This is a genomic window from Flavobacterium micromati, from assembly GCF_900129585.1.
Taxonomy (GTDB): domain Bacteria; phylum Bacteroidota; class Bacteroidia; order Flavobacteriales; family Flavobacteriaceae; genus Flavobacterium; species Flavobacterium micromati.
This window is the reverse complement of record NZ_FQWF01000001.1, coordinates 205,962-232,384: the sequence shown is the minus strand read 5'-3', so window position 1 is coordinate 232,384 and position 26,423 is coordinate 205,962. Positions and strand designations below refer to the sequence as shown.

At 33.6% G+C, this 26,423-nt stretch carries 26 protein-coding genes; 20 read left to right on the top strand and 6 right to left on the bottom strand.

All coding sequences use genetic code 11. The features are described from left to right. Positions 1-20: 20 nt before the first annotated feature. The 4 genes from BUB42_RS00980 to BUB42_RS00965 all read left to right on the top strand — a co-directional run bounded on the left by BUB42_RS00980 (position 21) and on the right by BUB42_RS00965 (position 2,714). Positions 21-1,244, top strand: a complete 1,224-nt coding sequence (locus BUB42_RS00980; RefSeq protein WP_073016298.1) for a BaiN/RdsA family NAD(P)/FAD-dependent oxidoreductase — start codon at positions 21-23, stop codon at positions 1,242-1,244. Between the two features lie 77 nt (positions 1,245-1,321). Next, on the top strand, positions 1,322-1,543 hold the full coding sequence (locus BUB42_RS00975; protein ID WP_073016296.1) for a DUF2683 family protein: 222 nt from the start codon (positions 1,322-1,324) through the stop codon (positions 1,541-1,543). After that, entirely contained in the window at positions 1,525-1,800 is a 276-nt protein-coding gene (locus tag BUB42_RS00970; protein WP_073016295.1) for a Txe/YoeB family addiction module toxin, read from the top strand. The genes BUB42_RS00975 and BUB42_RS00970 overlap by 19 nt, the downstream gene beginning before the upstream one ends. A 176-nt stretch (positions 1,801-1,976) precedes the next feature. Next, positions 1,977-2,714: a hypothetical protein gene (locus BUB42_RS00965; RefSeq protein ID WP_073016293.1), complete on the top strand. Its 738-nt coding sequence runs from the start codon at positions 1,977-1,979 to the stop codon at positions 2,712-2,714. A gap of 44 nt (positions 2,715-2,758) precedes the next feature. On the opposite strand, the gene BUB42_RS00960 is transcribed toward BUB42_RS00965, so the two are convergent. Beyond that, positions 2,759-3,241, bottom strand: a complete 483-nt coding sequence (locus tag BUB42_RS00960) for a TspO/MBR family protein (protein WP_073016736.1) — start codon at positions 3,239-3,241, stop codon at positions 2,759-2,761. A gap of 112 nt (positions 3,242-3,353) precedes the next feature. On the opposite strand from BUB42_RS00960, the gene BUB42_RS00955 reads away from it, so the two are divergent. From BUB42_RS00955 to BUB42_RS00930, 6 genes are all read left to right on the top strand, one after another. Next, a complete protein-coding gene (locus BUB42_RS00955) occupies positions 3,354-4,478 on the top strand; it encodes a diphosphomevalonate decarboxylase (RefSeq protein WP_073016291.1) in 1,125 nt (374 codons plus the stop codon). 41 nt (positions 4,479-4,519) lie between these two features. After that, on the top strand, positions 4,520-4,714 hold the full coding sequence (locus BUB42_RS00950) for a hypothetical protein (protein WP_073016290.1): 195 nt from the start codon (positions 4,520-4,522) through the stop codon (positions 4,712-4,714). A 45-nt stretch (positions 4,715-4,759) separates the two neighbouring features. Further along, positions 4,760-5,698 carry a mevalonate kinase family protein gene (locus BUB42_RS00945; protein WP_073016289.1) on the top strand — a complete coding sequence of 313 codons (939 nt, stop codon included), beginning with the start codon at positions 4,760-4,762 and terminating at the stop codon, positions 5,696-5,698. A gap of 124 nt (positions 5,699-5,822) precedes the next feature. Continuing rightward, entirely contained in the window at positions 5,823-6,776 is a 954-nt protein-coding gene (locus BUB42_RS00940; protein WP_073016287.1) for a geranylgeranylglycerol-phosphate geranylgeranyltransferase, read from the top strand. 256 nt (positions 6,777-7,032) lie between these two features. Next, positions 7,033-7,941 (top strand): pseudouridine synthase, encoded by a 909-nt coding sequence (locus tag BUB42_RS00935; protein WP_073016285.1) that lies wholly within the window; start codon positions 7,033-7,035, stop codon positions 7,939-7,941. Between the two features lie 81 nt (positions 7,942-8,022). Next, positions 8,023-8,385 (top strand): nuclear transport factor 2 family protein, encoded by a 363-nt coding sequence (locus BUB42_RS00930; RefSeq protein ID WP_073016283.1) that lies wholly within the window; start codon positions 8,023-8,025, stop codon positions 8,383-8,385. A gap of 78 nt (positions 8,386-8,463) precedes the next feature. Here BUB42_RS00930 and BUB42_RS00925 read toward each other — a convergent pair whose 3' ends face one another. Next, positions 8,464-10,611 (bottom strand): M3 family metallopeptidase, encoded by a 2,148-nt coding sequence (locus BUB42_RS00925; protein WP_073016281.1) that lies wholly within the window; start codon positions 10,609-10,611, stop codon positions 8,464-8,466. 179 nt (positions 10,612-10,790) lie between these two features. Here BUB42_RS00925 and BUB42_RS00920 point away from each other — a divergent pair, with 179 nt between their 5' ends. Together BUB42_RS00920 and dgt are read left to right on the top strand one after the other, a co-directional pair. After that, positions 10,791-12,554, top strand: a complete 1,764-nt coding sequence (locus tag BUB42_RS00920) for a DUF885 domain-containing protein (protein ID WP_073016279.1) — start codon at positions 10,791-10,793, stop codon at positions 12,552-12,554. Positions 12,555-12,830: 276 nt separating this feature from the next. Beyond that, complete coding sequence (gene dgt, locus BUB42_RS00915; protein ID WP_073016277.1) at positions 12,831-14,174, top strand: dGTP triphosphohydrolase; 1,344 nt, start codon at positions 12,831-12,833, stop codon at positions 14,172-14,174. Between the two features lie 51 nt (positions 14,175-14,225). Here dgt and BUB42_RS00910 read toward each other — a convergent pair whose 3' ends face one another. After that, positions 14,226-15,260: a DUF3078 domain-containing protein gene (locus BUB42_RS00910; protein ID WP_084118254.1), complete on the bottom strand. Its 1,035-nt coding sequence runs from the start codon at positions 15,258-15,260 to the stop codon at positions 14,226-14,228. Between the two features lie 38 nt (positions 15,261-15,298). Further along, positions 15,299-17,080, bottom strand: a complete 1,782-nt coding sequence (locus BUB42_RS00905; protein WP_073016275.1) for a 1-deoxy-D-xylulose-5-phosphate synthase — start codon at positions 17,078-17,080, stop codon at positions 15,299-15,301. A gap of 89 nt (positions 17,081-17,169) precedes the next feature. Here BUB42_RS00905 and BUB42_RS00900 point away from each other — a divergent pair, with 89 nt between their 5' ends. From BUB42_RS00900 to BUB42_RS00890, 3 genes are all read left to right on the top strand, one after another. Beyond that, positions 17,170-17,616: a nucleoside deaminase gene (locus BUB42_RS00900; protein WP_073016274.1), complete on the top strand. Its 447-nt coding sequence runs from the start codon at positions 17,170-17,172 to the stop codon at positions 17,614-17,616. A 206-nt stretch (positions 17,617-17,822) separates the two neighbouring features. Further along, positions 17,823-18,116 carry a nucleotidyltransferase family protein gene (locus tag BUB42_RS00895; RefSeq protein ID WP_073016272.1) on the top strand — a complete coding sequence of 98 codons (294 nt, stop codon included), beginning with the start codon at positions 17,823-17,825 and terminating at the stop codon, positions 18,114-18,116. Further along, entirely contained in the window at positions 18,106-18,360 is a 255-nt protein-coding gene (locus BUB42_RS00890; protein WP_084118253.1) for a HepT-like ribonuclease domain-containing protein, read from the top strand. Before BUB42_RS00895 ends, BUB42_RS00890 begins: the two co-directional genes overlap by 11 nt. A gap of 79 nt (positions 18,361-18,439) precedes the next feature. Here BUB42_RS00890 and BUB42_RS00885 read toward each other — a convergent pair whose 3' ends face one another. Together BUB42_RS00885 and ahcY are read right to left on the bottom strand one after the other, a co-directional pair. Next, complete coding sequence (locus BUB42_RS00885; RefSeq protein ID WP_073016269.1) at positions 18,440-19,006, bottom strand: hypothetical protein; 567 nt, start codon at positions 19,004-19,006, stop codon at positions 18,440-18,442. Positions 19,007-19,415: 409 nt separating this feature from the next. Then, positions 19,416-20,732 (bottom strand): adenosylhomocysteinase, encoded by a 1,317-nt coding sequence (ahcY, locus tag BUB42_RS00880; protein ID WP_073016267.1) that lies wholly within the window; start codon positions 20,730-20,732, stop codon positions 19,416-19,418. A gap of 276 nt (positions 20,733-21,008) precedes the next feature. On the opposite strand from ahcY, the gene BUB42_RS00875 reads away from it, so the two are divergent. From BUB42_RS00875 to arfB, 5 genes are all read left to right on the top strand, one after another. Next, positions 21,009-21,647: a 4'-phosphopantetheinyl transferase family protein gene (locus tag BUB42_RS00875; protein ID WP_073016266.1), complete on the top strand. Its 639-nt coding sequence runs from the start codon at positions 21,009-21,011 to the stop codon at positions 21,645-21,647. A 609-nt stretch (positions 21,648-22,256) separates the two neighbouring features. Continuing rightward, on the top strand, positions 22,257-23,051 hold the full coding sequence (locus BUB42_RS00870) for a phosphoglycerol geranylgeranyltransferase (RefSeq protein ID WP_073016264.1): 795 nt from the start codon (positions 22,257-22,259) through the stop codon (positions 23,049-23,051). A gap of 12 nt (positions 23,052-23,063) precedes the next feature. After that, the gene (gene pnuC, locus BUB42_RS00865) at positions 23,064-23,687 is read left to right on the top strand and encodes a nicotinamide riboside transporter PnuC (protein ID WP_073016262.1); all 624 of its coding nucleotides are present in this window, start codon (positions 23,064-23,066) and stop codon (positions 23,685-23,687) included. Then, on the top strand, positions 23,648-25,762 hold the full coding sequence (locus tag BUB42_RS00860) for a DUF4301 family protein (protein ID WP_073016261.1): 2,115 nt from the start codon (positions 23,648-23,650) through the stop codon (positions 25,760-25,762). Before pnuC ends, BUB42_RS00860 begins: the two co-directional genes overlap by 40 nt. Before the next feature lie 22 nt (positions 25,763-25,784). Continuing rightward, positions 25,785-26,186: an alternative ribosome rescue aminoacyl-tRNA hydrolase ArfB gene (gene arfB, locus BUB42_RS00855; protein WP_073016259.1), complete on the top strand. Its 402-nt coding sequence runs from the start codon at positions 25,785-25,787 to the stop codon at positions 26,184-26,186. Positions 26,187-26,423: the final 237 nt, after the last annotated feature.

The following is a 26,423-nucleotide window of genomic DNA, read 5'->3' as shown; positions in this document are numbered from 1 at the left end:
TACCTTAATGGTTTAAAAAAATGAATCAACAATTTGATATAATAATAGTAGGCGGTGGTGCGGCGGGATTTTTCACAGCGATAAATATTGTGGAAAAAAACCCAAAATTAAAAGTAGCTATTCTTGAACGTGGCGCCGATGTACTCCAGAAAGTACGCATTTCCGGCGGTGGAAGATGCAATGTTACACACGCTTGTTTTGAACCCAATGAATTAGTAAAATTTTATCCGCGGGGTGAAAAAGAATTAAGGGGTCCGTTTCATCAATTTAGCTCTGGTGATACAATCGAATGGTTCGAAAATCACGGCATAGAACTTAAAATCGAAGCAGATGGACGCATGTTTCCTGTTTCTAATTCGTCCCAAACTATTATTGATTGTTTTTTGCAAGCAACCCAGAAACTAGGAATTGCAGTGTTGACTGGACAAAGCGTACAATCTATTTTTAACATCGAAATTGCAGATCAAAAGCTCTGGAAAGTTGAGACACAAACAGAAAAATACTTGGTTGAAAAATTAATTTTAGCCACAGGCAGTAATCCTAAAATTTGGGAAATGCTACAAACTTTTGGTCATGCAGTTGTCAATCCCGTTCCTTCACTATTCACTTTCAATATCAAAGATTCTAGAATAAAGGAACTTCCTGGCGTAGCGACATTAGCAACAGTAAAAGTAAAAGACAGCAAACTGGAATCGACGGGCCCATTGTTAATCACGCATTGGGGAATGAGCGGACCTGCAATTTTAAAACTTTCCGCTTGGGGTGCACGAATTTTAAATGATAAAAATTATCAATTTACGATATTCGTGAATTGGTTGAACGATGCCGATCAAGAAAAAGTCGAGAAAAAACTAAAAGAACTAAAGCAAGAACACGCCAAAAAATCAGTTTCTAAAAAATCTCCTTTTGAATTAACTAATCGATTATGGGAAAGTTTAGTACTTGCTTCGGGAATTGAAGCCGAGACAAAATGGGCTGATTTGTCGAAATTACAATTGCAAAACTTGGCAAGCCAACTCATAAATGGAACTTTTCAAGTCAACGGAAAAAGCACTTTCAAAGAAGAATTTGTAACTGCAGGCGGGATAGATTTAAAAGAAATCAACTTCAAGACCATGGAAAGTAAACTGCACAATAATTTATATTTTGCTGGCGAAATTGTCAATATTGATGCGATAACTGGAGGTTTTAATTTCCAGAATGCATGGACAAGCGGATTTATTGTGGCTAATGCCATTAAATAAAGTACTAAATCTCTCAAAATCAAAAGAAAGTCGAAGTTGCGAAGTGAGTTTTTTTGTAAATTTGTAAAAAACAGGTTATGACAACGATAACATTAAAAATAAATGAAAACACTAAAAAAGGCAAGGCTTTTTTAGAAATGGCTCGTGTGTTTTCTGAAAATTCTACAGAAATAGTACTTATTGAGACGGACAAAAAAAGTCCTTACAATCCTGAGTTTGTTGCCAAGATTAAAAAAGCAGGCACTGAAAAAGGTAAGCTAATGGTAAATGCTGAAAGCTTATGGGAAAGTATAAAGTAATTATCAAACCAACTGCTGAAAAAGATTTATTAAATCATAAAAAATCTGGCGCAATTTCTTCGATAAAAAAAATATTAAAAATACTTAATGAGTTACAAGAGCATCCGCAATACGGTACTGGAAATCCAGAAGAATTAAAATATGAATTAAAAGATTACTGGTCCAGAAGAATTAATAAAAAAGATAGATTAATTTATCAAATACAAGAAAATATTGTTACTGTTTTTGTAGTATCAGCAATGGGGGATCATGAATAAGTTCAAACCCAGAACCAATCATTAAAAAGATCAAAATTAAATTTTTGCAAAGGATTAAAAATTTTATTATTAAAAAATCTGGCAAAAATTAATCCAAAATTAACGAGAATTTAAGTATTTATTAAATATTTGTTTAGACCGTAACAATACATTTACTTTCAATTAATTACACTTACATGAAAGTAAAATTACTCGTATTCTTATTCTTTATCGTAATTCAAACAACTTGCTCACAAACAGAGCAATTAATAAATGGTACCGTTTTATGCGAACAATTGTCGCTTAATAAAGTTGAAATTGCCAATTTCAACTCAAAACATGTTGTACTCACAGATAAATTAGGAGCTTTTTCTATTTATGCAAAAATTGGCGACGAACTCATTTTTATTTCTAACAATCATGACATCACAAAAATCATAATTAATCAAAAAACTATTGAAACCAATAATTTGATTATTTATCTAAACTTGAAACCTGAAGAATTAAACGAGGTGATAGTTACAAAAATACCTTCTATCAAACTGAGTAAAGATGCAAAATGGGAAGAAGGAAAACTAGATAAAATGGCATTAGATAAAGCCGCAAGCACGCCAAAAGTCCTCGGCGTTTACACAGGAAGAATTGAAAACGGAATGGACATAATGCGAATTGGCGGTAAGATTTTAGGATTATTCATTAAAGAAAAAGAAGCCGCTAAAAAAGAAGTTATTCTAATTGATTTCACATCTTTAGCAAAAAGCAGTTGCGACAAAAAATTTTATCTTGAAACGTTACATTTAAAACGGGAACAAATTGATCTCTTTCTTCAATTTTGTGATGCAGATCCCGAATCAAAATTGATTGCAGAAAACGCAAATGTTCTATCAGTGATGGATTTTTTATCAAAAAAAAATATTGAATTTAAAAAGTTATAGAAATTTAATTTAAATAATAGCAACTTTAGTTCCCCCTTTGGGGGTTAGGGGGCTCGGTTCAACCACCAGATACTTCCATTCAATACCGCAGCAAAACTTACCCAAGCGATGTAAGGAATGAATAAATAACCCGCAATTTTGTTGATTTTAGAAAACTGAATGTACGTTTCAAAAATCATTAGCCACAACACTATAATTTCTAATCCAGCTAACAATGGGTTTCGTAATCCAAAGAATAAATACGACCACAATGCATTTAAGGCCAACTGTATTGCAAAGAAAATAAGCGCTTTTTTGACTGCTTCCCGCTCTTCCTCTATTCGGTTCCAAACCAATCCCGCGGCAACGCCCATCATCACATAAAGAGTTGTCCAAACTGGCGCAAAAATCCAATTAGGCGGATTAAAACTTGGTTTAATTAAAGTAGGATACCAAGTTGTAATAGCAGAACGGGTTACCATTCCTGAAAAATAACCAATTACAAGACAAGTAACAACAACAGCTAATATTCGGGTGACTTTATTCATTTTAATAATTTTATAATACGAGCCAAATTTACTCAAATCTTTCGAACGAATAGTCATATAAACGGATAAACAAATACGCCAAAAAAAGTATCTTTGCGTAAATTTTCAATTCATGATTTCAGTAAACGATTTTATTCCGTCTAAATATTCACATTCTGTTGAACAAGGTAATTTTCAGTGGAGCGCACCTAGTAACATCGCACTTGTAAAATATTGGGGGAAAAAAGAAAACCAAATTCCTGCGAATCCCTCGGTTAGTTTTACATTGGATAATTGTAAAACGATAACTAAATTGGCTTTCGCCAAAAAAAATATCGATACTTCGACTTCGCTAAGTGCAAGCAAGCTCAATGAGACAGCAGATTCTATTTCATTCGACCTACTTTTTGAAGGACAACCTAAAGAAGACTTTAAACCAAAAATCCAGAAGTTTTTTGAACGGGTTGAAGTCTATTTGCCTTTTTTGAAAGACTATCATTTTACGATTGACACACAAAATACGTTTCCGCATAGTTCAGGAATTGCCTCTTCGGCATCAGGAATGGCAGCTCTGGCAATGAATTTAATGAGCTTGGAAAAAGTATTAAATCCTGATATGACTGAGGAGTATTTTTACCAAAAAGCTTCATTGCTCGCACGTTTAGGTTCTGGAAGCGCTTGCCGAAGCGTGAAAGGTCAAGTTGTAGTTTGGGGGAAACATCAAAATATTACTGGAAGTTCGGATTTATTTGGAGTGGAATTTACAAATACTATTCACGAGAATTTTATCGATTTTCAAGACACTATTTTGCTTGTTGATAAAGGCGAGAAACAAGTTTCTAGCACAATAGGCCATGATTTAATGCACGACCATCCTTTTGCCGAAAGGCGATTTGCTCAAGCGCATGAAAATTTAGACAAATTGATTGCCGTTTTTGAAACTGGAAACTTACCCGAGTTTATTGAAATTGTAGAAAGTGAAGCTTTGACGTTACACGCGATGATGATGACATCAATGCCGTATTTTATACTAATGAAACCTAACACATTAGAAATTATAAATGCTATTTGGCACTTCAGAAATGAGACTAAAATTCCTGTCTGTTTTACACTTGATGCTGGTGCAAATGTGCATGTATTGTATCCAAATAGCGATAAAGAGAACGTATTGCAATTTATTAAGGACGAATTAGTTGGCTATTGCCAAAATGGTCATTATCTTTGTGACCAAGTTGGAGATGGTGCTGTGTTGATTTAATTTATTTTTAGTTACCTTTAGTTTTTTAAAGAGCTGAAATTATGGATCTTCAATTAGAAAAGTTAGAACTAATCAAATTGTTAGTAGAAACTGACGATAAAGCAGTAATCGAAGCTGTGAAAAAGATTTTTAATTCACAGAAAAAAGAAGTTTGGATGCAATTATCAGCAGAAGAACAAGAAACAATAGAGCTTAGGATTCACGAAGCAAATCGTGGTGACCAAGTAGAATTATAGAAAAAATGCAATTACCAACCCCAAATTGATAATTTACAACACAATATGAAAGGACCTTTATTTTACTCAAAAATATTACTCTTTGGAGAATACGGAATCATTCGTGACTCAAAAGGGCTTTCAATTCCTTACAATTTTTATAATGGTGCTTTGAAAAGAGATGAAAATCCTTCTGACGAAGCTATTAAATCTAACGGCCACCTGAAACGATTTGTAACTTATTTAGAAACGTTACAAAACGAGCAACCAAAATTAGTTACTTTTGATTTAGCACTATTAAAAGAAGATGTTGATACAGGAATGTACTTTGATTCTAGCATTCCGCAAGGTTATGGAGTAGGAAGTAGTGGCGCACTTGTGGCTGCTATTTATGATAAATACGCGCACAATAAAATCACGGTTTTAGAAAATTTAACACGTGAAAAATTATTGCAGTTAAAAAATATATTTTCCCAAATGGAAAGTTTTTTCCACGGAAAAAGTTCAGGTTTAGATCCATTAAATAGTTATTTGAGTATTCCAATCTTGATTAATTCTAAAGATAATATTGAAGCAACAGGAATTCCAACACAAAGTTTTGATGGAAAAGGCGCTGTATTCTTGCTAGATTCAGGGATTGTGGGCGAAACTGCACCAATGGTAAATATATTTATGGAAAACTTAAAAGACAAAGGTTTTCGTGCTATGTTAAAAAATCAATTTGTTAAATATACTGATGCTTGCGTTGAAAATTTCCTCGGCGGAGATATGAAATCATTGTTTATGAATACTAAGAAACTATCTAAAGTAGTTTTGAATAACTTCAAACCTATGATTCCAGAACAATTTCACGGGATTTGGCAACAAGGAATTGATAGCAACGATTATTATTTAAAATTATGTGGCTCTGGCGGAGGAGGATATATTCTAGGTTTTACTGAAGATTTAGAAAGAGCAAAAGCTTCTCTATCTGATTATAAACTCGAGGTGGTATATCAGTTTTAAAATTTGTTGCTGTTTTTTTATCGTCCCAGAGGACAAAAATAGATTTCAAAAACGATAGTATTTTAAAAACTAATAAATAAAAAACTTAGCGACTTTGTGGCTTTGTGGCTAAAAAGATGTTTCAATGAACAGAAAGCAGAAACTTCTCTTAATGAAAATTGCAAGTTTGTTCTCTGTAGTTCGAGGCTACAATATCCCTGTAATTATTCTGGCTTTATATTTATCCTCTATTTTTATTTTGGCACCAGAAAAAAGAGCACTTGAGGTTTTACTAGATTTTAATTTATTTATTTTAGTTTTTGCTTCCTCTTTAACAATTGCCTCCGGATACATCATTAATAATTTTTACGATTCTCAAAAAGATTTAATTAATCGGCCGCAAAAGTCGATGCTAGATCGGTTGATAAGTCAAAAAACCAAATTAAATGTTTATTTCACGCTTAATTTCATAGTTTCATTAATGGCACTTTTTGTGTCTTGGCGTGTATTTTTATTCTTTTCAGCTTATATATTTTTCATTTGGTTCTACTCTCATAAAATAAAAAAATATCCTGTAATAGGTAATTTAACCGCCGCCTTACTTGCGATTCTTCCGTTTTTTGCTGTATTACTTTACTTTTACACTCGGATTCCATTTGAAGATATTGAGAATTATAAAACACAACTTGCCGCAATATTTGCTCACGCTTCTTTCTTATTTTTGCTACTTCTAGTGCGTGAAATGATAAAAGACTTAGAGAACTTAAAGGGCGACTTAGCAAACGATTATAAAACCATTCCGATAGTATACGGAGAAACAGTTTCGAAGCAAATTATTACTGTTTTGACTATTTTGATTATCGTTCCCGTTTATGTTATAATTGAAATTTCAGACGTAGGATTAATGAATATTTATTTTTACTCCTGCTTGATAATCCTGATTTTCTTCTTGCTTTACTTGTGGAAATCCAATAGCAAAGAACAATTTTTATTATTGCACAATGTTTTGAAATTTTTAATTGTTTCAGGCGTGTTTTGTATCGTATTAATCAATCCAGCGGTATTGTGGCATGGAAAACGATTGTTATTGATGATTTGATGAGTTATAAACAACGGTAATATGAACTAATATTTCTCTTTACAGAAAGTTGATTATAGCACTGTATTGCTAGCCCTGATTGTCCCGAAGCTTCGGGAGTGGGACCCGAGCGCAGCGAATTGACGACGTAAAAAGCTCCAAAAAAAAGAACCTAATCAATAAATATACTTATTAGTTAAGCATTTACCGTTTTATGACGCTCACTTATTGATTATCAATTATATAAATAGTACCTTTGCGCAAATTAAGGAATATTATGAATGATAAGCAAGGCAACAATAAAGGAAGTGGTGCTAGGACAAATAGTTCAAGACCAAGTTCTAACAAGCCAAAACCTGCGATGCAAAAACGGGCACAAGGGCCAAAAAAAGTAAAAATTAATACTAAAGTTGCAGAGGTTGTTACTGATAAAGTAGAGAAAAAGCCAAACCAAGCGGCTAAAAGACCAAAAGTAAAAGACGAAATTCGTTTAAACAAATACATAGCTAACTCCGGTGCTTGTTCGCGTCGTGATGCCGATATTTATATTCAGTCAGGAACTGTAAAAGTAAACGGAATTCCCGTTACCGAAATGGGATATATGGTAAAACCCGGCGATGTAGTGAATTTTGACGGATCTACACTTACACCAGAGAAAAAAGTATACATCTTACTAAACAAACCAAAAAACTTTACAACTGCGATGGACGAAGGTCAGGAATATCGTAATGTATTGGAATTAGTTAGAGGCTCTACTACAGCAAAAATTGGCGCAGTAGGAAGAATGGACAAGAATACAACTGGATTGTTATTGTTTACAAATGATACCGATATGATTCGGAAGTTTACTTTACCGAGTCAGAAATCATCAAAGATCTACCAAGTCTCGTTAGATAAAAATTTGAAATTTGAGGACTTGGAAAAAATAAATAAAGGGTTAACTCTTGACGGACACCGTGTTTTTGTTGAAGATGTAAGTTATATTGACGGAGAAGCAAAAAGTGAAATCGGACTGCAATTAAGATCTGCCAATGTTAAGGTAGTTCGTTCTATTTTTGAGCATTTTAGTTACGATGTATTGAGAATTGACCGAGTTGCTTTTGCTGGTTTAACCAAAAAGAATTTACCTCGTGGAACGTGGAGATTACTTACTGAACAAGAAATTATAAATTTGAAGAACGTTTAAAACGAACTTTATAATAATAAAACGAAATCCCATCCGTTTCTACGGAATGGGATTTTTATTTTAAATCAAACCAAAAATTACATGACTCCCGAAAAATTACAATCAATTGCTTTCAAGTGGTTTGATACTTTCAACAACAAAGAAATAGAAAAACTGTTGTCTTTATACGACGAAGACGTTGTGCATTTTAGTCCGAAACTAAAATCATTAAAACCCACAACAAACGGCTTTATCACTGGCAAACAAGCATTACGAGAATGGTGGCAAGAGGCTTTTGAGCGTTTACCAAGCTTGAACTACAAAGTAAAATCGGTTACAGCTAATGGAGATCGTGTGTTTGTGGAATATACGAGATCTGCGGAAGGCGAAGACGATAAGCAAATTGCCGAAGTTTTAGACATCAGAGAAGATAAAATTATTGCTTCTAGAGTGTACCACGGATAAAAACACTTTTAATTGCAATGAAAAAACCCTAGAACGATTATCAATTGTTCTAGGGTTTCTTTTTTTATGCGGTAGAATCTATCCTTTTAGTTTTTTGAGCGATTCTTCCTTTTTATCTAAGCCACGTTTTCTTAACAATGGTTCGATACTTGGTTCAGCACCACGGAAACGTTTGTATAAAACCATAGGATCCTCGGTTCCACCTTTCTCTAACACGTTTTCACGAAACAATTTTGCTTTTTCTGGATTGAATAAACTTGTTGTTTTGAACGCTTCAAAAGCATCTGTGTCTAAAACGCCAGACCAGATATAACTGTAGTATCCAGAAGAGTAACCACCTGAAAAAATATGACTGAAGTAGGTGCTGCGGTATCGAGGAATGATAGATTCAATCAAACCAATCTTTTTCATTGCTGCCTTTTCAAAAGTGTTTGCGTCAACCGTGATATCCTTGGTTTGAGAATGGTATTCTAAATCTAAAAATGAAGCTGCAAGATATTCTGTGGTTGTAAAACCTTGATCAAAAGTACCAGCCTTTTTCAATTTATTCACTAGCGCTTCAGGGATAACTTCTCCTGTTTTATAATGCTTAGCATACAGTTTTAATACCTCAGGTTCAGCAGCCCAATTCTCCATAATTTGAGAAGGAAGCTCAACAAAGTCTCTAGGAACACTTGTTCCTGCTAAACTTCTATAGGTTACATTAGACAACAAGCCGTGTAAGGCATGTCCAAACTCATGGAAGTAAGTCGTCACTTCGTCAAAAGTTAAAAGTGCTGGTACATTAGCGGAAGGTTTCGTAAAATTACAAACGATAGAAACAACTGGAGCAATTCGTTTGCCATCAACTGTTTTCTGACTTCTGTACGAGGTCATCCATGCGCCACCACGCTTAGACTCACGAGGGTGAAAATCCATATACATAACACCAAGATGCGTACCGTCTTTTTCGGTTACTTCCCAAACTGTAGCGTCTTCATGGTATTTTGGAACATTTGTTAATTCGTTGATTTTGATTCCATATAAGTTTTCAGTTACCTGAAAAACTCCTTTTCTCACATTGTCTAAACTGAAATAAGGTTTTAATTCTTCTTCGTCAAGATCAAAACGTTGCTTTCTAATTTTCTCGGTGTAATAACGCCAGTCATAAGGTTGAACTGCACCTTTTATACCATCCTTTGCCATCATTTTTTGGATATCAGCGGCCTCCGTTTTAGCAATTTCTAAAGCTGGTTTCCATAAATCATTCAATAATTTGTTCACATTTTGCGGTGTCTTGGCCATTGATTCTTCTAACACATACGTAGAATGTGAAGTATACCCTAGCAAGCGCGCTTTTTGCCCGCGAAGATTGGCTAGTTCTATTACATTTTGTTTGTTATAAAAAGCATCATCGTGGTTACCTCTTGTTTGGTATGCATCCCAAATTTGTTGGCGCAACGCCCTTTTAGAACTGTACTGCAAAAATGGCATAACGCTAGAATTAGAAAGTGTAAATACCCATTTCCCCTCTTTGCCTTTTGCCTTAGCATCAGCGGCAGCGGCTTCGATCAAACCTTGTGGCAAGCCTGCTAAATCTTTCTTGGCATTAATAACCAATTCATATTTATTGGTCTCCGCCAAAATATTTTGTCCATATTTCAAACTGTTAAGGGAGAGCGTTCCATTTATTTTACGCAATATCTCCTTATCTGCGTTCGATAAATTAGCACCACTTCGCACGAAGTCTTTGTACGCGTTATCTAAAATTTTTGCTTGTTCCAAATTCAAACCTAAGCTTCCTTTTTTATCCCAAAGTGCTTTTACTTTGGCAAATAATTTCTCATTCAAGTAAATATTATCTCTGTGTGCAGAAAGATTTGGCGCTACTTCTTTAGCAATGTTTTGAATCTCTTTATTTGTATTAGCCGAATTCAAATTAGAAAAAACCGAACTTACATCACTTAATAACGTCCCTGCATTCTCCATTGCAAGAATCGTATTGTCAAAAGTAGGAGCTTGAGTATTGTTTGCAATAGCAGCAATTTCAGCTTCGTGCTTGCTAATTCCCTCTAAAATAGCAGGTTTAAAATGTTCGTTTTTAATTTTGTTAAAAGGTGGAACTTGAAAAGGCGTGTCATAAGCCTGAAAAAATGGATTCATAGTAGTAGTTTCTTTTTTCTCTTGCGCTTCAATTGTTAGCATGTTACCCACAACTAACAAAATGAAAAAGGATTTTTTTCTCATTTAGGTATATTATTAAGATCCTAAATTTAGCCGAAATCATTGTAAAACAAGAATCACAACATGCCGTTAACTTAATTTTATGACAAAAAAGAAATCGATTCTTCAAAAGAACGAGTAATCGTATGGTAAAGATTGAAAAAAAAGCAATAAATTAGCTTCATAAATCACAAATCTCTACCATGAAAAAAATAACCATTTTCCTTTTTACACTTACCTCTGTTGTCCTTTTAATAAACTGCAAATCAGAGGAAAAAAAAGAAGATTTTAGCACTTTGACTAAAAACTATTTTGACAATAAAAATGCGCTTGATCCATTAGGTGCAACTCAAAGTGGTCAAAATCAGTACAACGATCAATTGCAATTTGAAATGACAGACAGTTATAGAAAATCGCAAGCCGCTTTTTTTGATAAATACCAAACTGCATTACAAAATGTTGTTTTCGAAGATCTAACTGAAGAGGAAAAAAACAGTTATGAAATCATTAAATGGGAAGTTGAAATTGGCAAAGATTTGTTAAAGCAACCTACAAATTTGCTCCCAATCCATCAATTTTGGGGCACGCATCTCACGATGGGACAATTAGCTGGAGGAACAAGCGCACAACCTTTTAAAACCGAAAAAGATTATACTAATTTCCTCGTTAGAATGGATAAATATTCCGTTTGGATTGATTCGGCTATGGTGTACATGAAAAAAGGGCTTAGTAAGGGCGTTATGCTACCCAGGGCGTTAACGGTAAAGTTAATTCCACAATTTGCAGAAATGGAAACTCCTAATATTCAGGATAATTTATTTTATTCATCAATAAAATTAATGCCCGATTCGTTTCCTGAAAACATGAAAGAAGATTTAACCGAAAAATATACGGCAACAATTACCAATAAATTGATTCCGCAGTACAAGAAAATGGCTGATTTTTTGACTAAAGAGTACCTGCCAGCTTCGCGAGCAACAAGCGGAATAGGAAGTTTACCTTTTGGAAAACAGCTTTACGCAACATACGTGAAGCAATGGACTACTACAGAAATGACTCCTGAAGCCATTCACGAATTAGGATTAAAAGAAGTAGCGCGACTAAATGCCGAGATGGAAAAAGTAAAAATGCAAGTTGGTTTCAAAGGAACATTATTAGAATTCTTTGAAGAAGTGCGAAACAAAAAGGAATTAAAGCCCTTTACAAAACCAGAGGAAGTGATTGTGAATTTTCAAAATATATACACCCGCATCAAACCCAACGTAGATAAATTATTCTCGTTGCAGCCTGTAACCAAATTTGAAATCAGAAGAACGGAAGCTTTTAGAGAAAAAACGGCTAGCGCTGAATACAATCCAGGAACGAAAGACGGAACTCGCCCTGGCATTTTTTATGTTCCCATTCCTGATGTGGCCAATTATAATATGTATGGAGACGAAGATTTGTTTTTGCATGAAGCGATTCCCGGACATCATTTCCAAATTTCGCTGCAACAAGAAAATGAAAGTTTGCCTGATTTTAGAAAATTCAATTGGTTTGGTGCTTATGGTGAAGGTTGGGCATTATACACAGAAAGTTTAGGAAAAGAACTTGGATTATACCAAGATCCATATCAGTATTTTGGGATGTTAGGCAATGAAATGCACAGAGCGGTGCGATTAGTAGTAGACACAGGATTGCATTCAAAAGGCTGGAGTAGAGAGCAAGCGATCAAATATTCATTAGCCAATGAAGCTGAAAGTGAAGCCAGCATAATCCCCGAAATTGAGCGTTATATGGCCATTCCTGGACAAGCGCTTTCGTATAAAATTGGTCAACTCAAGATAATCGAACTTCGCAAAAAAGCAGAAGCTAAAATGGGAACTAAATTTGACATTAAAAAATTCCATGAAAAAGTATTGGAATCTGGAGTAATGCCATTGGCATTATTAGAAAAGAAAATTAATGCGTGGATTGGGGAGAAATAGTTTTAAGAATATTTAGGATTTTATATCTTTTTTGAGGGTAAAAAATCTATCGCTCAACCATTAAATTTTTATAAAACCATTACGAAATTAAGTTTAGTAAAAATGCGACTTACATTTCTCAATGGTTAAAGAATAAAAAGGTGTTATTTTTTTCTTATTCTTGAATTGCCCTTTCAATAAAATAGCTGTAATCTTTTGCAGCTATTTTTTAGTTCTACTGACTTCTTTTTCTTTATATTCGCTCCTTAAACATTCAGAAAATTACGTGTAACAATGATGAACTGGGAACAACTTTTATCACTAAGAAGGCAAGGCGACAAAGGCAAAAGATTGCGTGTAGAACAAGATGATACGCGTTTAGGTTTTGAAGTTGATTATGATCGAATTGTTTTTTCGGCACCGTTTAGAAGTTTACAGGATAAAACACAAGTCATTCCTCTTTCAAAAACCGACTTTGTACACACGCGATTGACGCACAGTCTAGAAGTTTCAGTAGTTGGACGGTCTTTGGGTAGATTAGTGGGCAAAAAGATTATAGAGAAATATCCGCATTTAACAGAAGCTCACGGTTTTCACATGAATGATTTTGGAGCTATTGTCGCTGCAGCTTCGTTAGCGCACGATATTGGAAATCCTCCATTTGGACATTCTGGTGAAAAAGCAATTGGAGAGTATTTTTCAATTGGAAATGGACAAAAATTCAAAGAATATCTCGCTGAAAAAGAATGGCAAGATTTAATTGATTTTGAAGGAAATGCTAATGGCTTTTCGGTTGTAACAAGTTCACGGCCTGGAATTGAAGGAAGTATTAGATTAACTTATGCCGTCCTTGGCGCGTTTATGAAATATCCAAAGGAATCACTGCCTAAAAAACCAACAAGAAATATCGCCGATAAAAAATATGGTTTTTTTCAAACTGATAAAAAATTTTTTGAGGAAGTTGCTGCTGACATGGGAATGATCCCAAATAAATCAGGTAATGACATTGGATTTGAAAGACATCCTTTGGCGTATTTAGTAGAAGCTGCCGACGATATTTGTTATACCATTATTGATTTTGAAGACGGAATAAATCTAGGTTTAGTTTCAGAAGATTTTGCATTGGAATATTTAATTAAATTGGTAAAAGATAGCATCGATACATCAAAATATAAAACGCTGACTACTAAGGAAGACAGAATTAGTTATTTACGAGCACTAGCAATAGGCAGTTTAATTAATGATGCAGTTAAAGTTTTTATTGAAAATGAAGAAGCTATTTTAAACGGAAAATTTCCTTATTCGTTGATGGATAAAAGCAAATATAAAGTCCAAATGGATGACATCATAAAAATCAGCGTTGATAATATTTATCAAAGTCGGGAAGTGATCGAAAAAGAAATTGTAGGTTACCAAATTATTCAAACCCTTTTAGACAAATTTATAACTGCGTACAATAATAAATACGATGGAAAGGAGTCCAACTATGATGCATTAATTCTAAAGTTATTACCAGAAAAGTATCATGTAGAAAAAGACAATCTCTATGAAAGATTGCTTCACATTTGCCATTTTATTTCTATGCTTACAGATGGAAATGCGCTGCTTTTTTATAAAACGATAACTGCTGTAAAGAACTAGTGATTTATAATTTTAAAGTTCTAAAAACTTCTTTTCAATAAGGATTTCTTCTTAAAAAACATATTCAATTCCTATACTAAGAGCTTGCCTAATTTGCGTTTTTGGACCTTCTGTAACCTGTACTCCTGAAACTTCTTTTTTTGACTTTATGTCGTCATCATAAATTATTTGCGCTCCTATATTGGCTTTTACATATTGATTAACCACTAATGCAAATTGCAAATCGCAGTCAACATCTACATTTCCAAAACGGTTTATATAGTCAGAATACAAACTTAACCGATTTTCAAAAATTATATTTTTAAAAATTTCCTTTTTAAATTTGCTGGTAAATAAAAAACCAAGTTCCATTCTCGTTTGTTTTCCTTCACTGATTAAATTATTGTTTAAATCGAAAACCGCTTTATCAACCCCAAAAGCTCCCTGATTTGCTAATGTTTGATCTAAAACTAAGGTAGTTTTAAATGTAAAAGGTGAAATATAAAAGAATGTGTTTTTTTCTTTATTGATGTTTTCAGCACCAACTCCCATGAAAATATACGCTGGTGCAAATGGTTTTGAAATTGCTCTGCTAGTATTTGGATAAGCATACCCATTAGTAAATTGGGTGTTAAAATTGAATTTTGCAGAATAAAACCAATTAGAATTTTCCTCAGTGCGATATCCAAAAGTAGAATTAATTTGAAACGCATCGTCAGTCTTTCTGATGTTTTCTCCTTGTTGTTTATTGATCCCGTACCTAAATATCATTTCGCTTGACCAATTCAAATTTCCTTTGTTGTAGTTTCTATAAAAATTTCCTTTTAATAGTCCTGAGATTGAGCTAGCTCCACCAGCGTTCCAGTTGACAAAAGCGATCTGAGAAATGTCAAAACCTAATGTATTTTTTTTACTCCAATACGTGAAAGGTAAGTATTGTGTTCTAGTTTGAATTTTCAGTTTTATTGTTTTTGGAGTCACTCTCACATATTGAAGTTTTGCAGGTCTTAGCGTATCTGATAGGTAAATTGCAACTGTGTCTTGAGCTAAGCAACTAAAAGAGAAAGAGCATAAAAACAGTAATAAGGTAAAAGAAAATAATTTCATTTTGACGCGATTATATTTAATCAAGCAAAATAATTAATTTAATAGCTTGAAAAAAGTGTTTCGAGACTTTTAACGTCAATTTTGCACAATTGTTGCAATTCAGCTACAGTTCCATGTTCGATAAATTGGTCTGGAATTCCAAGTACGTTTATTTTTGAGTGATAATGGTTTGCTGCTGCAAATTCTAAAATTACACCTCCAAAACCACCTTTTACTGTTCCATCTTCAATTGTTATAACTGAATCGAATTTTTTAAATATAGAATGCAATTGAATCTCATCTATCGGTTTTACAAATGGAAAATCATAATGTGCAACAGTTTCAGGATGCTTTGTTTTGGCCACAGCCAAAGTGACGTTGTTGCTAATTGTACCATTTGACAAAACAGCAACTTTAGAACCTTCCTTTAGACATGCACTTTTGCCGATTTCTATTTTGTCATATTTTCCTAAATATTTTGATTGCCAATCAGTAATAGATCCGCGACCTCGAGGATACCGAATTGCAATAGGATGATTTAAGCCCAATTGTGCGGTGTATAAAATATTTTGAAGTGCAATCTCATCCCGCGGAGCGTACACAATCATATTTGGGATACATCGTAAATAAGCTAGATCGAAAACGCCATGATGTGTAGCGCCGTCTTCACCCACTAAACCAGCTCTATCCAAACAAAAAATTACAGGTAAGTTTTGTATCGCCACATCATGAATTACTTGGTCATAAGCTCTTTGTAAAAAAGTAGAATAGATGTTGCAATACACAATCATCCCTTGTGTTGCCATTCCGGCGGCTAAAGTGACAGCGTGCTGTTCAGCAATTCCCACATCAAAAGCGCGATCTGGAAAAGCAGCCATCATATAATTCAAAGAACTTCCTGATGGCATTGCAGGAGTGATTCCAATAATTTTTTCATTTTTTTGAGCTAAATCTAAAACGGTCAGCCCAAAAACATCTTGAAATTTTGGAGGTAGATTGCCCTCCAATTTTTTGTGTATCTCACCAGTAATAGCGTCAAATTTCCCAGGAGCGTGGTATTTTACTTGATCTTCCTCGGCTTGTTTAAGTCCTTTTCCTTTTATGGTGGTGATATGAAGGAACTTTGGGCCTTTTATGTCTTTTAGTCTTTTTAATTCATTAATTACAGCAAATATGTCGTTACCGTCAATTGGACCTGAATAATCAAAGTTCAATGACTTAATCATATTATTTTGTCTCGGGTTTTTACCTTCTTTAACAGCGGTCAAGTATTTTTTTAAGGCGCCAACGCTTGGATCAATTCCTATGGCATTGTCATTAAGAATTACTAATAAATTTGCATCGGTAACACCCGCATGATTTAAGCCTTCAAACGCCATTCCGGAAGCTATTGAAGCATCGCCAATAACCGCAATATGTTGTTTTTCATAATCTCCTTTCAAGTTTGAAGCAATTGCCATTCCCAGCGCAGCCGAGATAGAAGTAGAGGAGTGGCCTACGCCAAAGGTGTCATAAATACTTTCACTTCTATTAGGAAATCCAGAAATACCACCTAATTGTCTATTTGTATGAAAATTTTCTCTTCTGTCAGTTAGAATTTTATGTCCATAAGCTTGATGACCTACATCCCAAACCAGTAAGTCATTTGGTGTGTCAAAGACATAATGCAGTGCAATTGTCAATTCGATAACACCGAGACTTGCTCCTAAATGTCCTTCTTTTACAGATACAATATCTATAATAAAATTGCGTAATTCTTGAGCTAACTGCGGAAGTTGGGCTTCGTCAAGAAGACGTAAATCGTCGGGATTATTGAGGTTTGAAAGTAAATTATTCGTCATAAAGCAAATGTACGATTTGAAATTGTATTTTTACAATCGTTAAAAAACTAGTTTTAAAAAGAAATAAAGATCAATAAATTTAACTTACAATGATAAATCCTTTTACCGACGAATACTTTATGAAAAAAGCGTTACATGAAGCGGAAATGGCTTTTGATAAAGATGAAATTCCTGTGGGTGCTATTATTGTAGTTGATAATACGATCATTGCTCGAAGTCATAATTTAACCGAGTTACTAAATGATGTTACGGCTCACGCTGAAATGCAGGCAATCACTGCTGCTGCAAATTATCTTGGAGGCAAATATTTAATAGGTTGCACGCTTTATGTTACACTCGAGCCATGCCAGATGTGCGCTGGTGCATTGTACTGGAGCCAAATTTCGAAAATTGTTTATGGAGCTTCTGATGAAAACCGTGGTTTTATAAAAATGGGTACACAGTTGCATCCTAAAACTAAAGTAGTCAGCGGTGTTCTAGCCCTCGAAGCTGCTGATTTGATGAAACGATTTTTTATGGAAAAGAGAAATAAATAATCTGTACACTTCCTTATATAAGATCGTGAAATTCGGCTGTTAAGATGCATAGAATAAAGATATTAAATACATTAGTTCTTATAAAATTTTGCTTTTGTGCTGCCAATAATACTATAAATGAGCTGCTTATTAAAAATGAATTAAATTTACGTTGTGTACTTTGCTGTTATTTTTAAATAAATTTTCATTATTAATATACAGAAAAAATGAATCTAAATAATAACCAAATCAGAATATTAAAGGATTTTTTTTCAAAACAACCCGTTTTAAAAGCTTATGTTTTTGGTTCTTTTAGTAGAGGAGGTGAAAACGAAAATAGCGATATTGACTTGCTGGTAGAATTGGATTATACCAAGCCAATTGGATTAGAATTTATTCAGATGCAACTGGATTTGGAAATCTTACTTTCTAAAAAAGTAGACTTAGTGTCGGCAAGAGGACTATCCAAATACATTCAGCCTATCTTAGATAAAGAGAAAAAATTAATTTATGCAAGATAGGTTAGGGGATAAAATACGATTGATGCACATTATAGAATCTTTAAATGAAATCGTTTCTTACACTAAAGATGTAGATTTAGATCATTTCTTTAAAAATTCAATTATGTTCAATGCTCCTTTAAGACAGCTGGAAATTATTGGAGAGGCTAGTAATCGTTTATCCGCAGAAATAGTAAATAATAATTCTTCTGTTCCATGGGCTAGAATAATCGGTCTTCGAAATCTTGTAATGTTAGTGCTTTAATTTGTTTATAGTGCAAAAAATAGTCGCAATCCACAATGGTTTGCAAGTATGAATTTAATTGTGAGTTTTTTATTAAAGATTAATTTTGTGAACTTTTCTTGTTTTTTTTGATTTCTATCTTCTTTTCTTTTTCATCCTTTTTTAACTTTTTTTCCGCTTGCTGCTTTTTTTCTAATTCCTCTTTTTCGAGGTTTAATTGCTCAACTTGCTTCGTGTATGCCGCAACCTTCAAGTTGCGGGAATCTATATTTTCATTAATTTTGTTTAGTTGATCTTGGCTTTTTTCTATTTTTTTCTCGGCATTATTGACCATTTTTTTATTTGTCTTTTCGCTTAAAGTTTTGCCATTGTTTTTTAAGTCAGCTAATTCTTGATTTTGGATCGCTAGGTTCGCTTCTTGTAGTTGAGATTTTTCTTGCAGCTTAGCAATTTTCTTGTTTTCTTTTGCAAGTTTACTTTCTATAGTTTCAGATCCATTTCTATTGTTAATCAAAAGGCGCTGCTGCTGTTGCATTTGCATAAACATTTGATTTTGCTGTCTGTTCATTTGGTTTGCAGCGTTCATTTGTCTTTGCGCGCCGGAGAATTGGGCAGTTGTAATAAAAGGTGTTGCGAGCAGTAAAACGATGATTGATAAAAATTTCATAACTTGATTTGGGTTTTTGAAAGATTCAAAAGTAACATAATAGCTTTTTATTATTAGCCAATAATTAAATTTCTTTTGATGCTTGTCGTTTTTGGATATTCTTTACAATTAAACCGTAAGCAATGAGTTATCTGTAGAATTTGTAAAAGCTTTTAATATTACCTACTAGCGGATATTATTATCGAGAGCTATAAAGTGATCGATTCGCATGAGGGATAGCAGCGGCATCCTTTTGCGGAGCGCTAGCGGAACAAAAGATACAGCGGATAGCCCGACCCGCAAGTGCAAGGAGGAACGACGAAGCACTCTTGCGGGTCATGCCCAAAAACAAAAAACCCTTGCTCCCGAAAAATCGGTAAAGCAAGGGTTTAAATTTAAAATCACAAATAGTTAATCAACAATTTGAGATCTAATATCTGTAATATTCTGGTTTAAATGGACCAGTAACTTCTACACCTATGTAAGCAGCTTGATCGTCACGTAACGTTTCCAATTCAACACCTAATTTAGCTAAGTGCAAGAAAGCCACTTTTTCATCTAAATGCTTTGGTAACATATATACTTCATTTTTATATGAAGCACTATTTTTCCACAATTCGATTTGAGCTAAAGTCTGATTTGTAAAGGAGTTACTCATTACAAAACTTGGATGTCCAGTTGCACAGCCTAAGTTTACTAAACGACCTTCGGCCAAAATTAAAATGTCATTTCCAGCAATTGTATATTTATCAACTTGTGGTTTGATCTCTACTTTAGTTGCACCATGGTTAGTATTTAACCAAGCCATGTCAATTTCGTTATCAAAATGTCCGATGTTACAAACGATGGTTTTATCTTTCATTTTCTCAAAATGAGAACCTAAAACAATATCTTTATTTCCAGTGGTTGTGATGATAATATCAGCTGTTGCAATAACAGTATCTAATTTTTTTACTTCAAAACCATCCATTGCAGCTTGTAGTGCACAAATTGGGTCAATTTCAGTAACTGTAACAATAGATCCAGCGCCTCTAAACGAAGCCGCAGTTCCTTTTCCTACGTCACCGTATCCACAAACAATTACTCTTTTTGCCGCTAACATAACATCAGTAGCACGACGAACTGCATCAACTGCACTTTCCTTACAACCGTATTTATTGTCAAATTTTGATTTAGTTACAGAGTCATTTACGTTTATTGCAGGCAAATGCAAAGTTCCTTCTTTCATACGTTCGTACAAACGGTGAACTCCAGTAGTAGTTTCCTCAGATAAACCTTTGATTCCAGCAATTAATTCTGGGTAACGGTCAAAAACCATATTAGTTAAATCTCCACCATCATCAAGAATCATGTTCAATGGTTTTCTATCTTCACCAAAAAATAATGTTTGCTCAATACACCAGTCAAAATCCTCTTCGTTCAAGCCTTTCCAAGCGTAAACTTGAATTCCAGCAGCAGCTATCGCAGCAGCAGCTTGATCTTGAGTAGAGAAAATGTTACAAGAAGACCAAGTAACTTCAGCACCAAGAGCGATCAATGTTTCGATTAAAACCGCAGTTTGAATTGTCATGTGTAAACATCCTGCAATACGAGAACCTGCAAGCGGTTGTTCGTCTTTGTATTCAGCACGAAGCGCCATTAAACCTGGCATTTCAGCTTCTGCTAGTTCAATTTCTTTTCTTCCCCAAGCTGCTAGAGAAATGTCTTTTACTTTGAAAGCCACAAAAGGCATAGTTGTAGTACTCATTTATAGTATATTTGTAATGTAAATTTTTTGCAAAATTACGTAATAAAGTTATGATTTTAAAACGATTCCTAAATATTTATGAATTGTTTAGTTTTGTAATCTTTTAAAAATCAGTAAAATAATTTTTTCAAACGGATTATTTTTAATTTTATGAGCTATTTCCCGCTTTCCACTGTATCTTTTATAAAGCTTCCAGCCTTCAAAAGGCTGGAAGCTTTATAAAATCATGCCTCCCGAAGCTTCGGGACAATTAGGGCTAGCTATCACAATACTAACATGCCATTATTCAAAACAATACAATTTAGTTCTACAACACAAATTCTAGTTTGGAAGATTTCCGAATCCTATGAAGAGCTTTACGATGCCATTATATTAAATGATAAAAACAGCATCCGACTCGCTGGAATGAAGTCTCAATTGCACCAACGCGCTTTTTTGAGTGTGCGTAAATTGCTGAATATCGCAGGTTACACGGATTTTGATTTGTACTACGATGAATTTGGAAAACCGCATCTTACCGACGGCAAGTTTATTTCTATCACCCATTCTCATGATTTTTCGGCAATTATCATCAGTGACGAAACGGTAGGAATTGATATTGAGCTACAAAGAGATAAAATTATCAAGATTGCAGATAAATTTTGTGATACTGAATATCAATTTTTAAACCTTGAGAATAAAGAAAAATTTATTCGGAAATTAACGGTCATTTGGGGTGCAAAAGAAGCTATTTTCAAAATTAGAAATGAAAAAGGAATTAGTTTTAAAGATCACATTATAGTCAATTTATTTGACTTGAATAATGAGGAAGCAATTGCGGAACTACATTTCAATAATCTCGTCAAAGACTTTAAAATCTACTTTGAAGAAATCGAAGGATTTACTTTGGTTTATGCTTTTCAGGAAGGTATTTAAAACAAATAAGTTACTTTTTTTGGACGCACAGGCACAAAAGCGCAATTTGTAACTTTTTGATAAATTAAAAATAACCAAAAACTTAGCGACTGCGAGACTTCGTGGATTTCTTCCTAAGTAATCTTTAGTTTGTTTTTTGCCTCAAAGTTGCAATTTTTTTTAGTTTTGATAAATCAAAAATATCAATAGATTAGCGACTTTGAGACTTCGTGGCGTAACTTTTTTAAGTAATCTATTTTCCTTCCAATTAATACACAATTCCAGTATTGTACAGTACAATTTTTTTATTTACAAACTCAATCACCGCAACTTGTCACGCTGGAAGCGTCTCAACTATTTAAGTAATTCTATTACTAATAATGCTACATCGTCGCGGTTTTCAATTTGTTTTTTCATAGTAGTTTAAAATGATTCACGGGTGTAAAATGTATTTTTTCTAATTATATAAAACACTTTAATATTTTAAATATTTCAGCTAAACGTTACTAATTTTATTGACCTTTTGAAGTAAAGCATCGTTACTATATTATGATTTTATTTACAACGCCGAACAAAAAAACATAAAACAAACTTTTTTTAAAGGTAATACTATTTACTTTTGTGTTTATCATGAGGAAGAAAGATAATATTATATATCACCAAATACTTAAAGCAAAGTCAGAAAAAAGGAAACTTTTGGCTATTTTATTAGATCCTGATAAAATTGTTTTGGACAATATAGAAATTCTGATTAGAAAAATAAATCAATCGCCGGCCACTCATGTGTTCATTGGCGGAAGCCAAGTTGAAAATGATAATATTGATGAATTAATATTTAAACTTCGGCAGTTCACTATATTCAAAAGTCGAGAGCCTTTACCAATTGTATTGTTTCCTGGTAATCCATCGCAAATTTCTGATCAAGCAGATGCTATTTTATTCCTGTCTCTACTATCTGGGAGAAACCCTGATTATTTGATAGAACAACAGGTTATAGCTGCACCCATATTAAAAAAAACTCAACTTGAAATCATTTCTACTGGATACATTTTAGTAGAAAGCGGCAATGAAACTGCGGTTGCTCGTGTGAGTAAAACAAAACCATTGGACAGGGAAAACTTATATTTAGCGTTGGCAACAGCGCAAGCAGGAGAAATGTTAGGAAGCAAATTAATTTACCTTGAAGCAGGAAGCGGAGCAAACCAAGCTGTTCCATTTGAAATGATCGAATTAGTTTCTAGAAATATTGGAATTCCATTAATCGTTGGTGGCGGAATTGTAAGTTTACAAGGAATTCAAAACGCATATGATGCTGGAGCTGATTTAGTAGTTATAGGTACTGCGTTTGAAAATGATATTCATTTTTTTGATTCGTATTTAAATGCCAAACCTAGTTCTAGTAATTTGATTATTCAAAATAAATAAAGGAAATAAATAATGGTTGAATTTTTTCTTGATGCTTACAAAAATGCCTCTACAAGTCAAATAATGCTTGAAATAATAGTATTCGTGTTCGGGATTTTAAGCGTTTTATTTGCTAGAAAAGAAAACATTTGGGTTTACCCAACAGGGTTAATTGCCACCATTATATCAGTATATTTACTTTATGTTGCAGGCTATTTAGGCGATATGATGATCAACGGTTACTTTTCAATTATGAGCATTTATGGTTGGTACAAATGGTCGAAAAAAGAAAACGATACTTTTGAATTACCAATTACAAGAACTAATAATAACGAAAAAGCTATTGGTATTTTACTTTTTTTGATCACAATTGTATTAGTTTTTGGCATCTATAAATATTTTGAATACGAAATCCACTTTGAAAATTTCTTCGACATAATTGCTTCGGGAGTATTTTTTACCGCAATGTGGTTTATGGCTAATAAGAAAATTGAAAACTGGACACTTTGGATAATAGGTAATATAATAGTAACCCCTCTGTATGCATATCGCGGATTAGGAATATTATCTTTACAATATTTAATCTTTACATTTTTGGCAATATTAGCTTATTTAGAATGGAGAAAAATCTTAAACAAGAACAGTCTGCAATCATAAAGATTGCATTGTTTGGTCCGGAAAGCACTGGCAAAACCACTTTAGCGACCCAACTAGCGTCACATTATCAAACAGTTTGGGCTCCTGAGTTTGCTCGCGATTATCTCCAAGAAAAGTGGGATAAGTGCAAGCAGATTTGCGATGTTAGTGATATGTTACCTATTGCTTTTGGGCAAGTCAGACTTGAAAATGAGAAGTTGGCTGTAGCCAACAAATATCTTTTTTGTGATACTAATTTATTGGTCACAAAGGTTTTTTCGGAGCTGTATTATAATTTTTGTGATCCACTACTAGAAAAAGCGGCTCAAGAACATCAATATGATTTATTTTTCCTGACTGATATTGATGTGCCATGGGAAAAAGACGATTTACGAGATAAAAAAGAAGGACGAGAAAGTGTTTTTGAAAGGTTTAAACAGTCATTAATTGACAATAAAAAACCTTTCGTTACACTATCTGGCAGCAAAGAGTCGAGATTAAAAAAGGCAATTTCAGTAATTGATGATATGTCTAGGGCTCAAGATATGGGACTTTCTTCTAACGATCTTGTACAAATTTATGATCGAGGGATTTCGTTACAAACAATTCAACAGCAATTGCAATTTCTTCAAAATGGAATTGCTAAAACAGCTTTAGTAGAGCCAGCAACTATAGGCAATGGAATTCTCCAACTTTCTGAAAAAGAGATAGAAGCTAAATCGGCTTTTTTCGAACATAATAAACATTCGGTACAACTTCTAAAATTTGTTCCTGCATCAGGAGCTGCAACAAGAATGTTTAAGTTTCTAATCACTTTTCTGGAGGAATATGACTTTAAAATTGAAACACTGCAACATTATATAGACCGGAAGAAAGATAGTGAGCTTTCTCTTTTCATAAGTTCAATAGAAAAATTTCCTTTTTTTGAAACTATTAATGTGATGTTAAAATCTAAATTTTCTAATTCAGAAACATTGAATAAAGATGAAAAGAATTTCTACTTCATAAAGTTTTTACTGTCAACAGATTATTTAAATTTTGCTAACAAGCCAAAAGGGATATTGCCTTTTCATAAATATCCAGTAAATATAGTCACGCCCGTAGAGGCTCATTTACAAGAATGTATTTCCTATTCTAGTGGGAACGGGAATTCACAGTTGCATTTTACTGTCTCAGAAGGGCATCAGCAACAATTTGAAGAGATTGTTGATTCAGTAAAAAGTAAAGTAGAAGAAGAGTCAAATATTGCCATTTCAGTTTCTTATTCTTATCAAAATGAACGTACGGATACCTTAGCTATTGATTTAGAAAGTAATCTATTTCGGGACCATTCTAATCAATTAATTTTTAGACCAGCAGGACATGGTTCTTTGATTGAAAACTTAAGCGTATTAGACGCAGATATTATTTTTATAAAAAACATTGACAATGTGATTTACGGCAATAATGAACAAATTGCGATTTATAAAAAAGCGCTGGCAGGGATTTTAATGGAACTGCAACAACAGCTTTTTAGTTACTTAAAAGAATTAGATAGTGAAGTTATTACAAATGTAAAATTAGACGAAATTAAAATCTTTTTAGAAACAAAACTGTATGGGAAAGTTCCTGATCAATATGAAAGTATGAGTTTAGAAACGAAAGTGAAGTTTATTAAAAAAGCTTTGAACAAACCCATCCGTGTATGTGGAATGGTTAGAAATCAAGGAGAACCTGGTGGTGGTCCTTTTTGGGTTCGAAATAGTCAAGGTGAAATATCACTTCAAATTGTTGAGAGTTCACAAGTAGATTTAGAAAATGAACAGCAAAAAAATATCTTAACTGCTGCCACACATTTCAATCCTGTTGATCTGGTATGCGGAATTAAAAATTATAAAAATGCACGCTTTAATTTAGAAAATTTTGTCGATGTTAGTAGCGGTTTTGTAGTCGATAAAACTGTACTTGGAAAAAAAATTAAAGGTTATGAATTGCCAGGTTTATGGAATGGCGCAATGTATAATTGGTTGACGGTTTTTGTTGAAGTTCCATTAATTACTTTTAATCCTGTGAAAACGGTAAATGATCTTTTGAAAGCAGGACACCAAATGTTATAGTTTTAGATAACACCCAACTTAAATGGAAACAGAAAAAATTGTATCAGAAGTTAGCTATAAAGCAGTACGAAGTAGTGGAGCAGGCGGGCAGAATGTAAATAAAGTTTCATCTAAGGTTGTTCTAACTTTTGATTTGAAAAATTCTCAAGGATTATCGGAGGCAGAAAAATTATTGATAAATTCTAATTTGTTTTCAAGATTAACATTAGATTCTATTTTAATTTTAAATTGTGATGAAGATCGAAGTCAGTTTCGAAACAAAGAAATTGTTACCAAAAGATTTTTAGACTTGATAAAAAAGGCTTTGGTTGTCCCAAAAGAAAGAAAACCAACTAAAATTCCGAAATCGGTAATCCGGAAACGAATTAAGAATAAAAAGATTATTTCGGAAGTTAAGAAAACTAGAAAAAGACCGGAGTTTTAAAAAATCTAAGTCAGACAAAAATTGCACAAATTCGGATGATTTAAAATTACACGAATCTTTGAAAAATCAATAAATTTTTTAAACGACTTTTCCTGGTGTTAATTCGTTTAATCTTTCGCTAAAAAACAACTGAACTTTTAGCTGTTTTTTAGAATTTTAAATTTGCTTTATTAGGTTTTATAGGTTTATCTTTGCGCCGTCTCAAAGGGGTGCTTCAATTCTGAAAATTCAGAAGAA

What these genes read in the sequence shown, in the direction of transcription:
- BUB42_RS00905 (WP_073016275.1), bottom strand. Translation starts at nt 17,080, where the DNA reads ATGACGAATAATTTACTTTCAAACCTCAATAATCCCGACGATTTACGT.
- BUB42_RS00960 (WP_073016736.1), bottom strand. Translation starts at nt 3,241, where the DNA reads ATGAATAAAGTCACCCGAATATTAGCTGTTGTTGTTACTTGTCTTGTA.
- BUB42_RS00975 (WP_073016296.1), top strand. Translation starts at nt 1,322, where the DNA reads ATGACAACGATAACATTAAAAATAAATGAAAACACTAAAAAAGGCAAG.
- ahcY (WP_073016267.1), bottom strand. Translation starts at nt 20,732, where the DNA reads ATGAGTACTACAACTATGCCTTTTGTGGCTTTCAAAGTAAAAGACATT.
- pnuC (WP_073016262.1), top strand. Translation starts at nt 23,064, where the DNA reads ATGGTTGAATTTTTTCTTGATGCTTACAAAAATGCCTCTACAAGTCAA.
- arfB (WP_073016259.1), top strand. Translation starts at nt 25,785, where the DNA reads ATGGAAACAGAAAAAATTGTATCAGAAGTTAGCTATAAAGCAGTACGA.
- BUB42_RS00875 (WP_073016266.1), top strand. Translation starts at nt 21,009, where the DNA reads ATGCCATTATTCAAAACAATACAATTTAGTTCTACAACACAAATTCTA.
- BUB42_RS00945 (WP_073016289.1), top strand. Translation starts at nt 4,760, where the DNA reads ATGAAAGGACCTTTATTTTACTCAAAAATATTACTCTTTGGAGAATAC.
- BUB42_RS00965 (WP_073016293.1), top strand. Translation starts at nt 1,977, where the DNA reads ATGAAAGTAAAATTACTCGTATTCTTATTCTTTATCGTAATTCAAACA.
- BUB42_RS00920 (WP_073016279.1), top strand. Translation starts at nt 10,791, where the DNA reads ATGAAAAAAATAACCATTTTCCTTTTTACACTTACCTCTGTTGTCCTT.
- BUB42_RS00940 (WP_073016287.1), top strand. Translation starts at nt 5,823, where the DNA reads ATGAACAGAAAGCAGAAACTTCTCTTAATGAAAATTGCAAGTTTGTTC.
- BUB42_RS00895 (WP_073016272.1), top strand. Translation starts at nt 17,823, where the DNA reads ATGAATCTAAATAATAACCAAATCAGAATATTAAAGGATTTTTTTTCA.
- dgt (WP_073016277.1), top strand. Translation starts at nt 12,831, where the DNA reads ATGAACTGGGAACAACTTTTATCACTAAGAAGGCAAGGCGACAAAGGC.
- BUB42_RS00860 (WP_073016261.1), top strand. Translation starts at nt 23,648, where the DNA reads ATGGAGAAAAATCTTAAACAAGAACAGTCTGCAATCATAAAGATTGCA.
- BUB42_RS00885 (WP_073016269.1), bottom strand. Translation starts at nt 19,006, where the DNA reads ATGAAATTTTTATCAATCATCGTTTTACTGCTCGCAACACCTTTTATT.
- BUB42_RS00955 (WP_073016291.1), top strand. Translation starts at nt 3,354, where the DNA reads ATGATTTCAGTAAACGATTTTATTCCGTCTAAATATTCACATTCTGTT.
- BUB42_RS00930 (WP_073016283.1), top strand. Translation starts at nt 8,023, where the DNA reads ATGACTCCCGAAAAATTACAATCAATTGCTTTCAAGTGGTTTGATACT.
- BUB42_RS00925 (WP_073016281.1), bottom strand. Translation starts at nt 10,611, where the DNA reads ATGAGAAAAAAATCCTTTTTCATTTTGTTAGTTGTGGGTAACATGCTA.
- BUB42_RS00910 (WP_084118254.1), bottom strand. Translation starts at nt 15,260, where the DNA reads ATGAAATTATTTTCTTTTACCTTATTACTGTTTTTATGCTCTTTCTCT.
- BUB42_RS00980 (WP_073016298.1), top strand. Translation starts at nt 21, where the DNA reads ATGAATCAACAATTTGATATAATAATAGTAGGCGGTGGTGCGGCGGGA.
- BUB42_RS00900 (WP_073016274.1), top strand. Translation starts at nt 17,170, where the DNA reads ATGATAAATCCTTTTACCGACGAATACTTTATGAAAAAAGCGTTACAT.
- BUB42_RS00935 (WP_073016285.1), top strand. Translation starts at nt 7,033, where the DNA reads ATGAATGATAAGCAAGGCAACAATAAAGGAAGTGGTGCTAGGACAAAT.
- BUB42_RS00970 (WP_073016295.1), top strand. Translation starts at nt 1,525, where the DNA reads ATGGGAAAGTATAAAGTAATTATCAAACCAACTGCTGAAAAAGATTTA.
- BUB42_RS00890 (WP_084118253.1), top strand. Translation starts at nt 18,106, where the DNA reads ATGCAAGATAGGTTAGGGGATAAAATACGATTGATGCACATTATAGAA.
- BUB42_RS00870 (WP_073016264.1), top strand. Translation starts at nt 22,257, where the DNA reads ATGAGGAAGAAAGATAATATTATATATCACCAAATACTTAAAGCAAAG.
- BUB42_RS00950 (WP_073016290.1), top strand. Translation starts at nt 4,520, where the DNA reads ATGGATCTTCAATTAGAAAAGTTAGAACTAATCAAATTGTTAGTAGAA.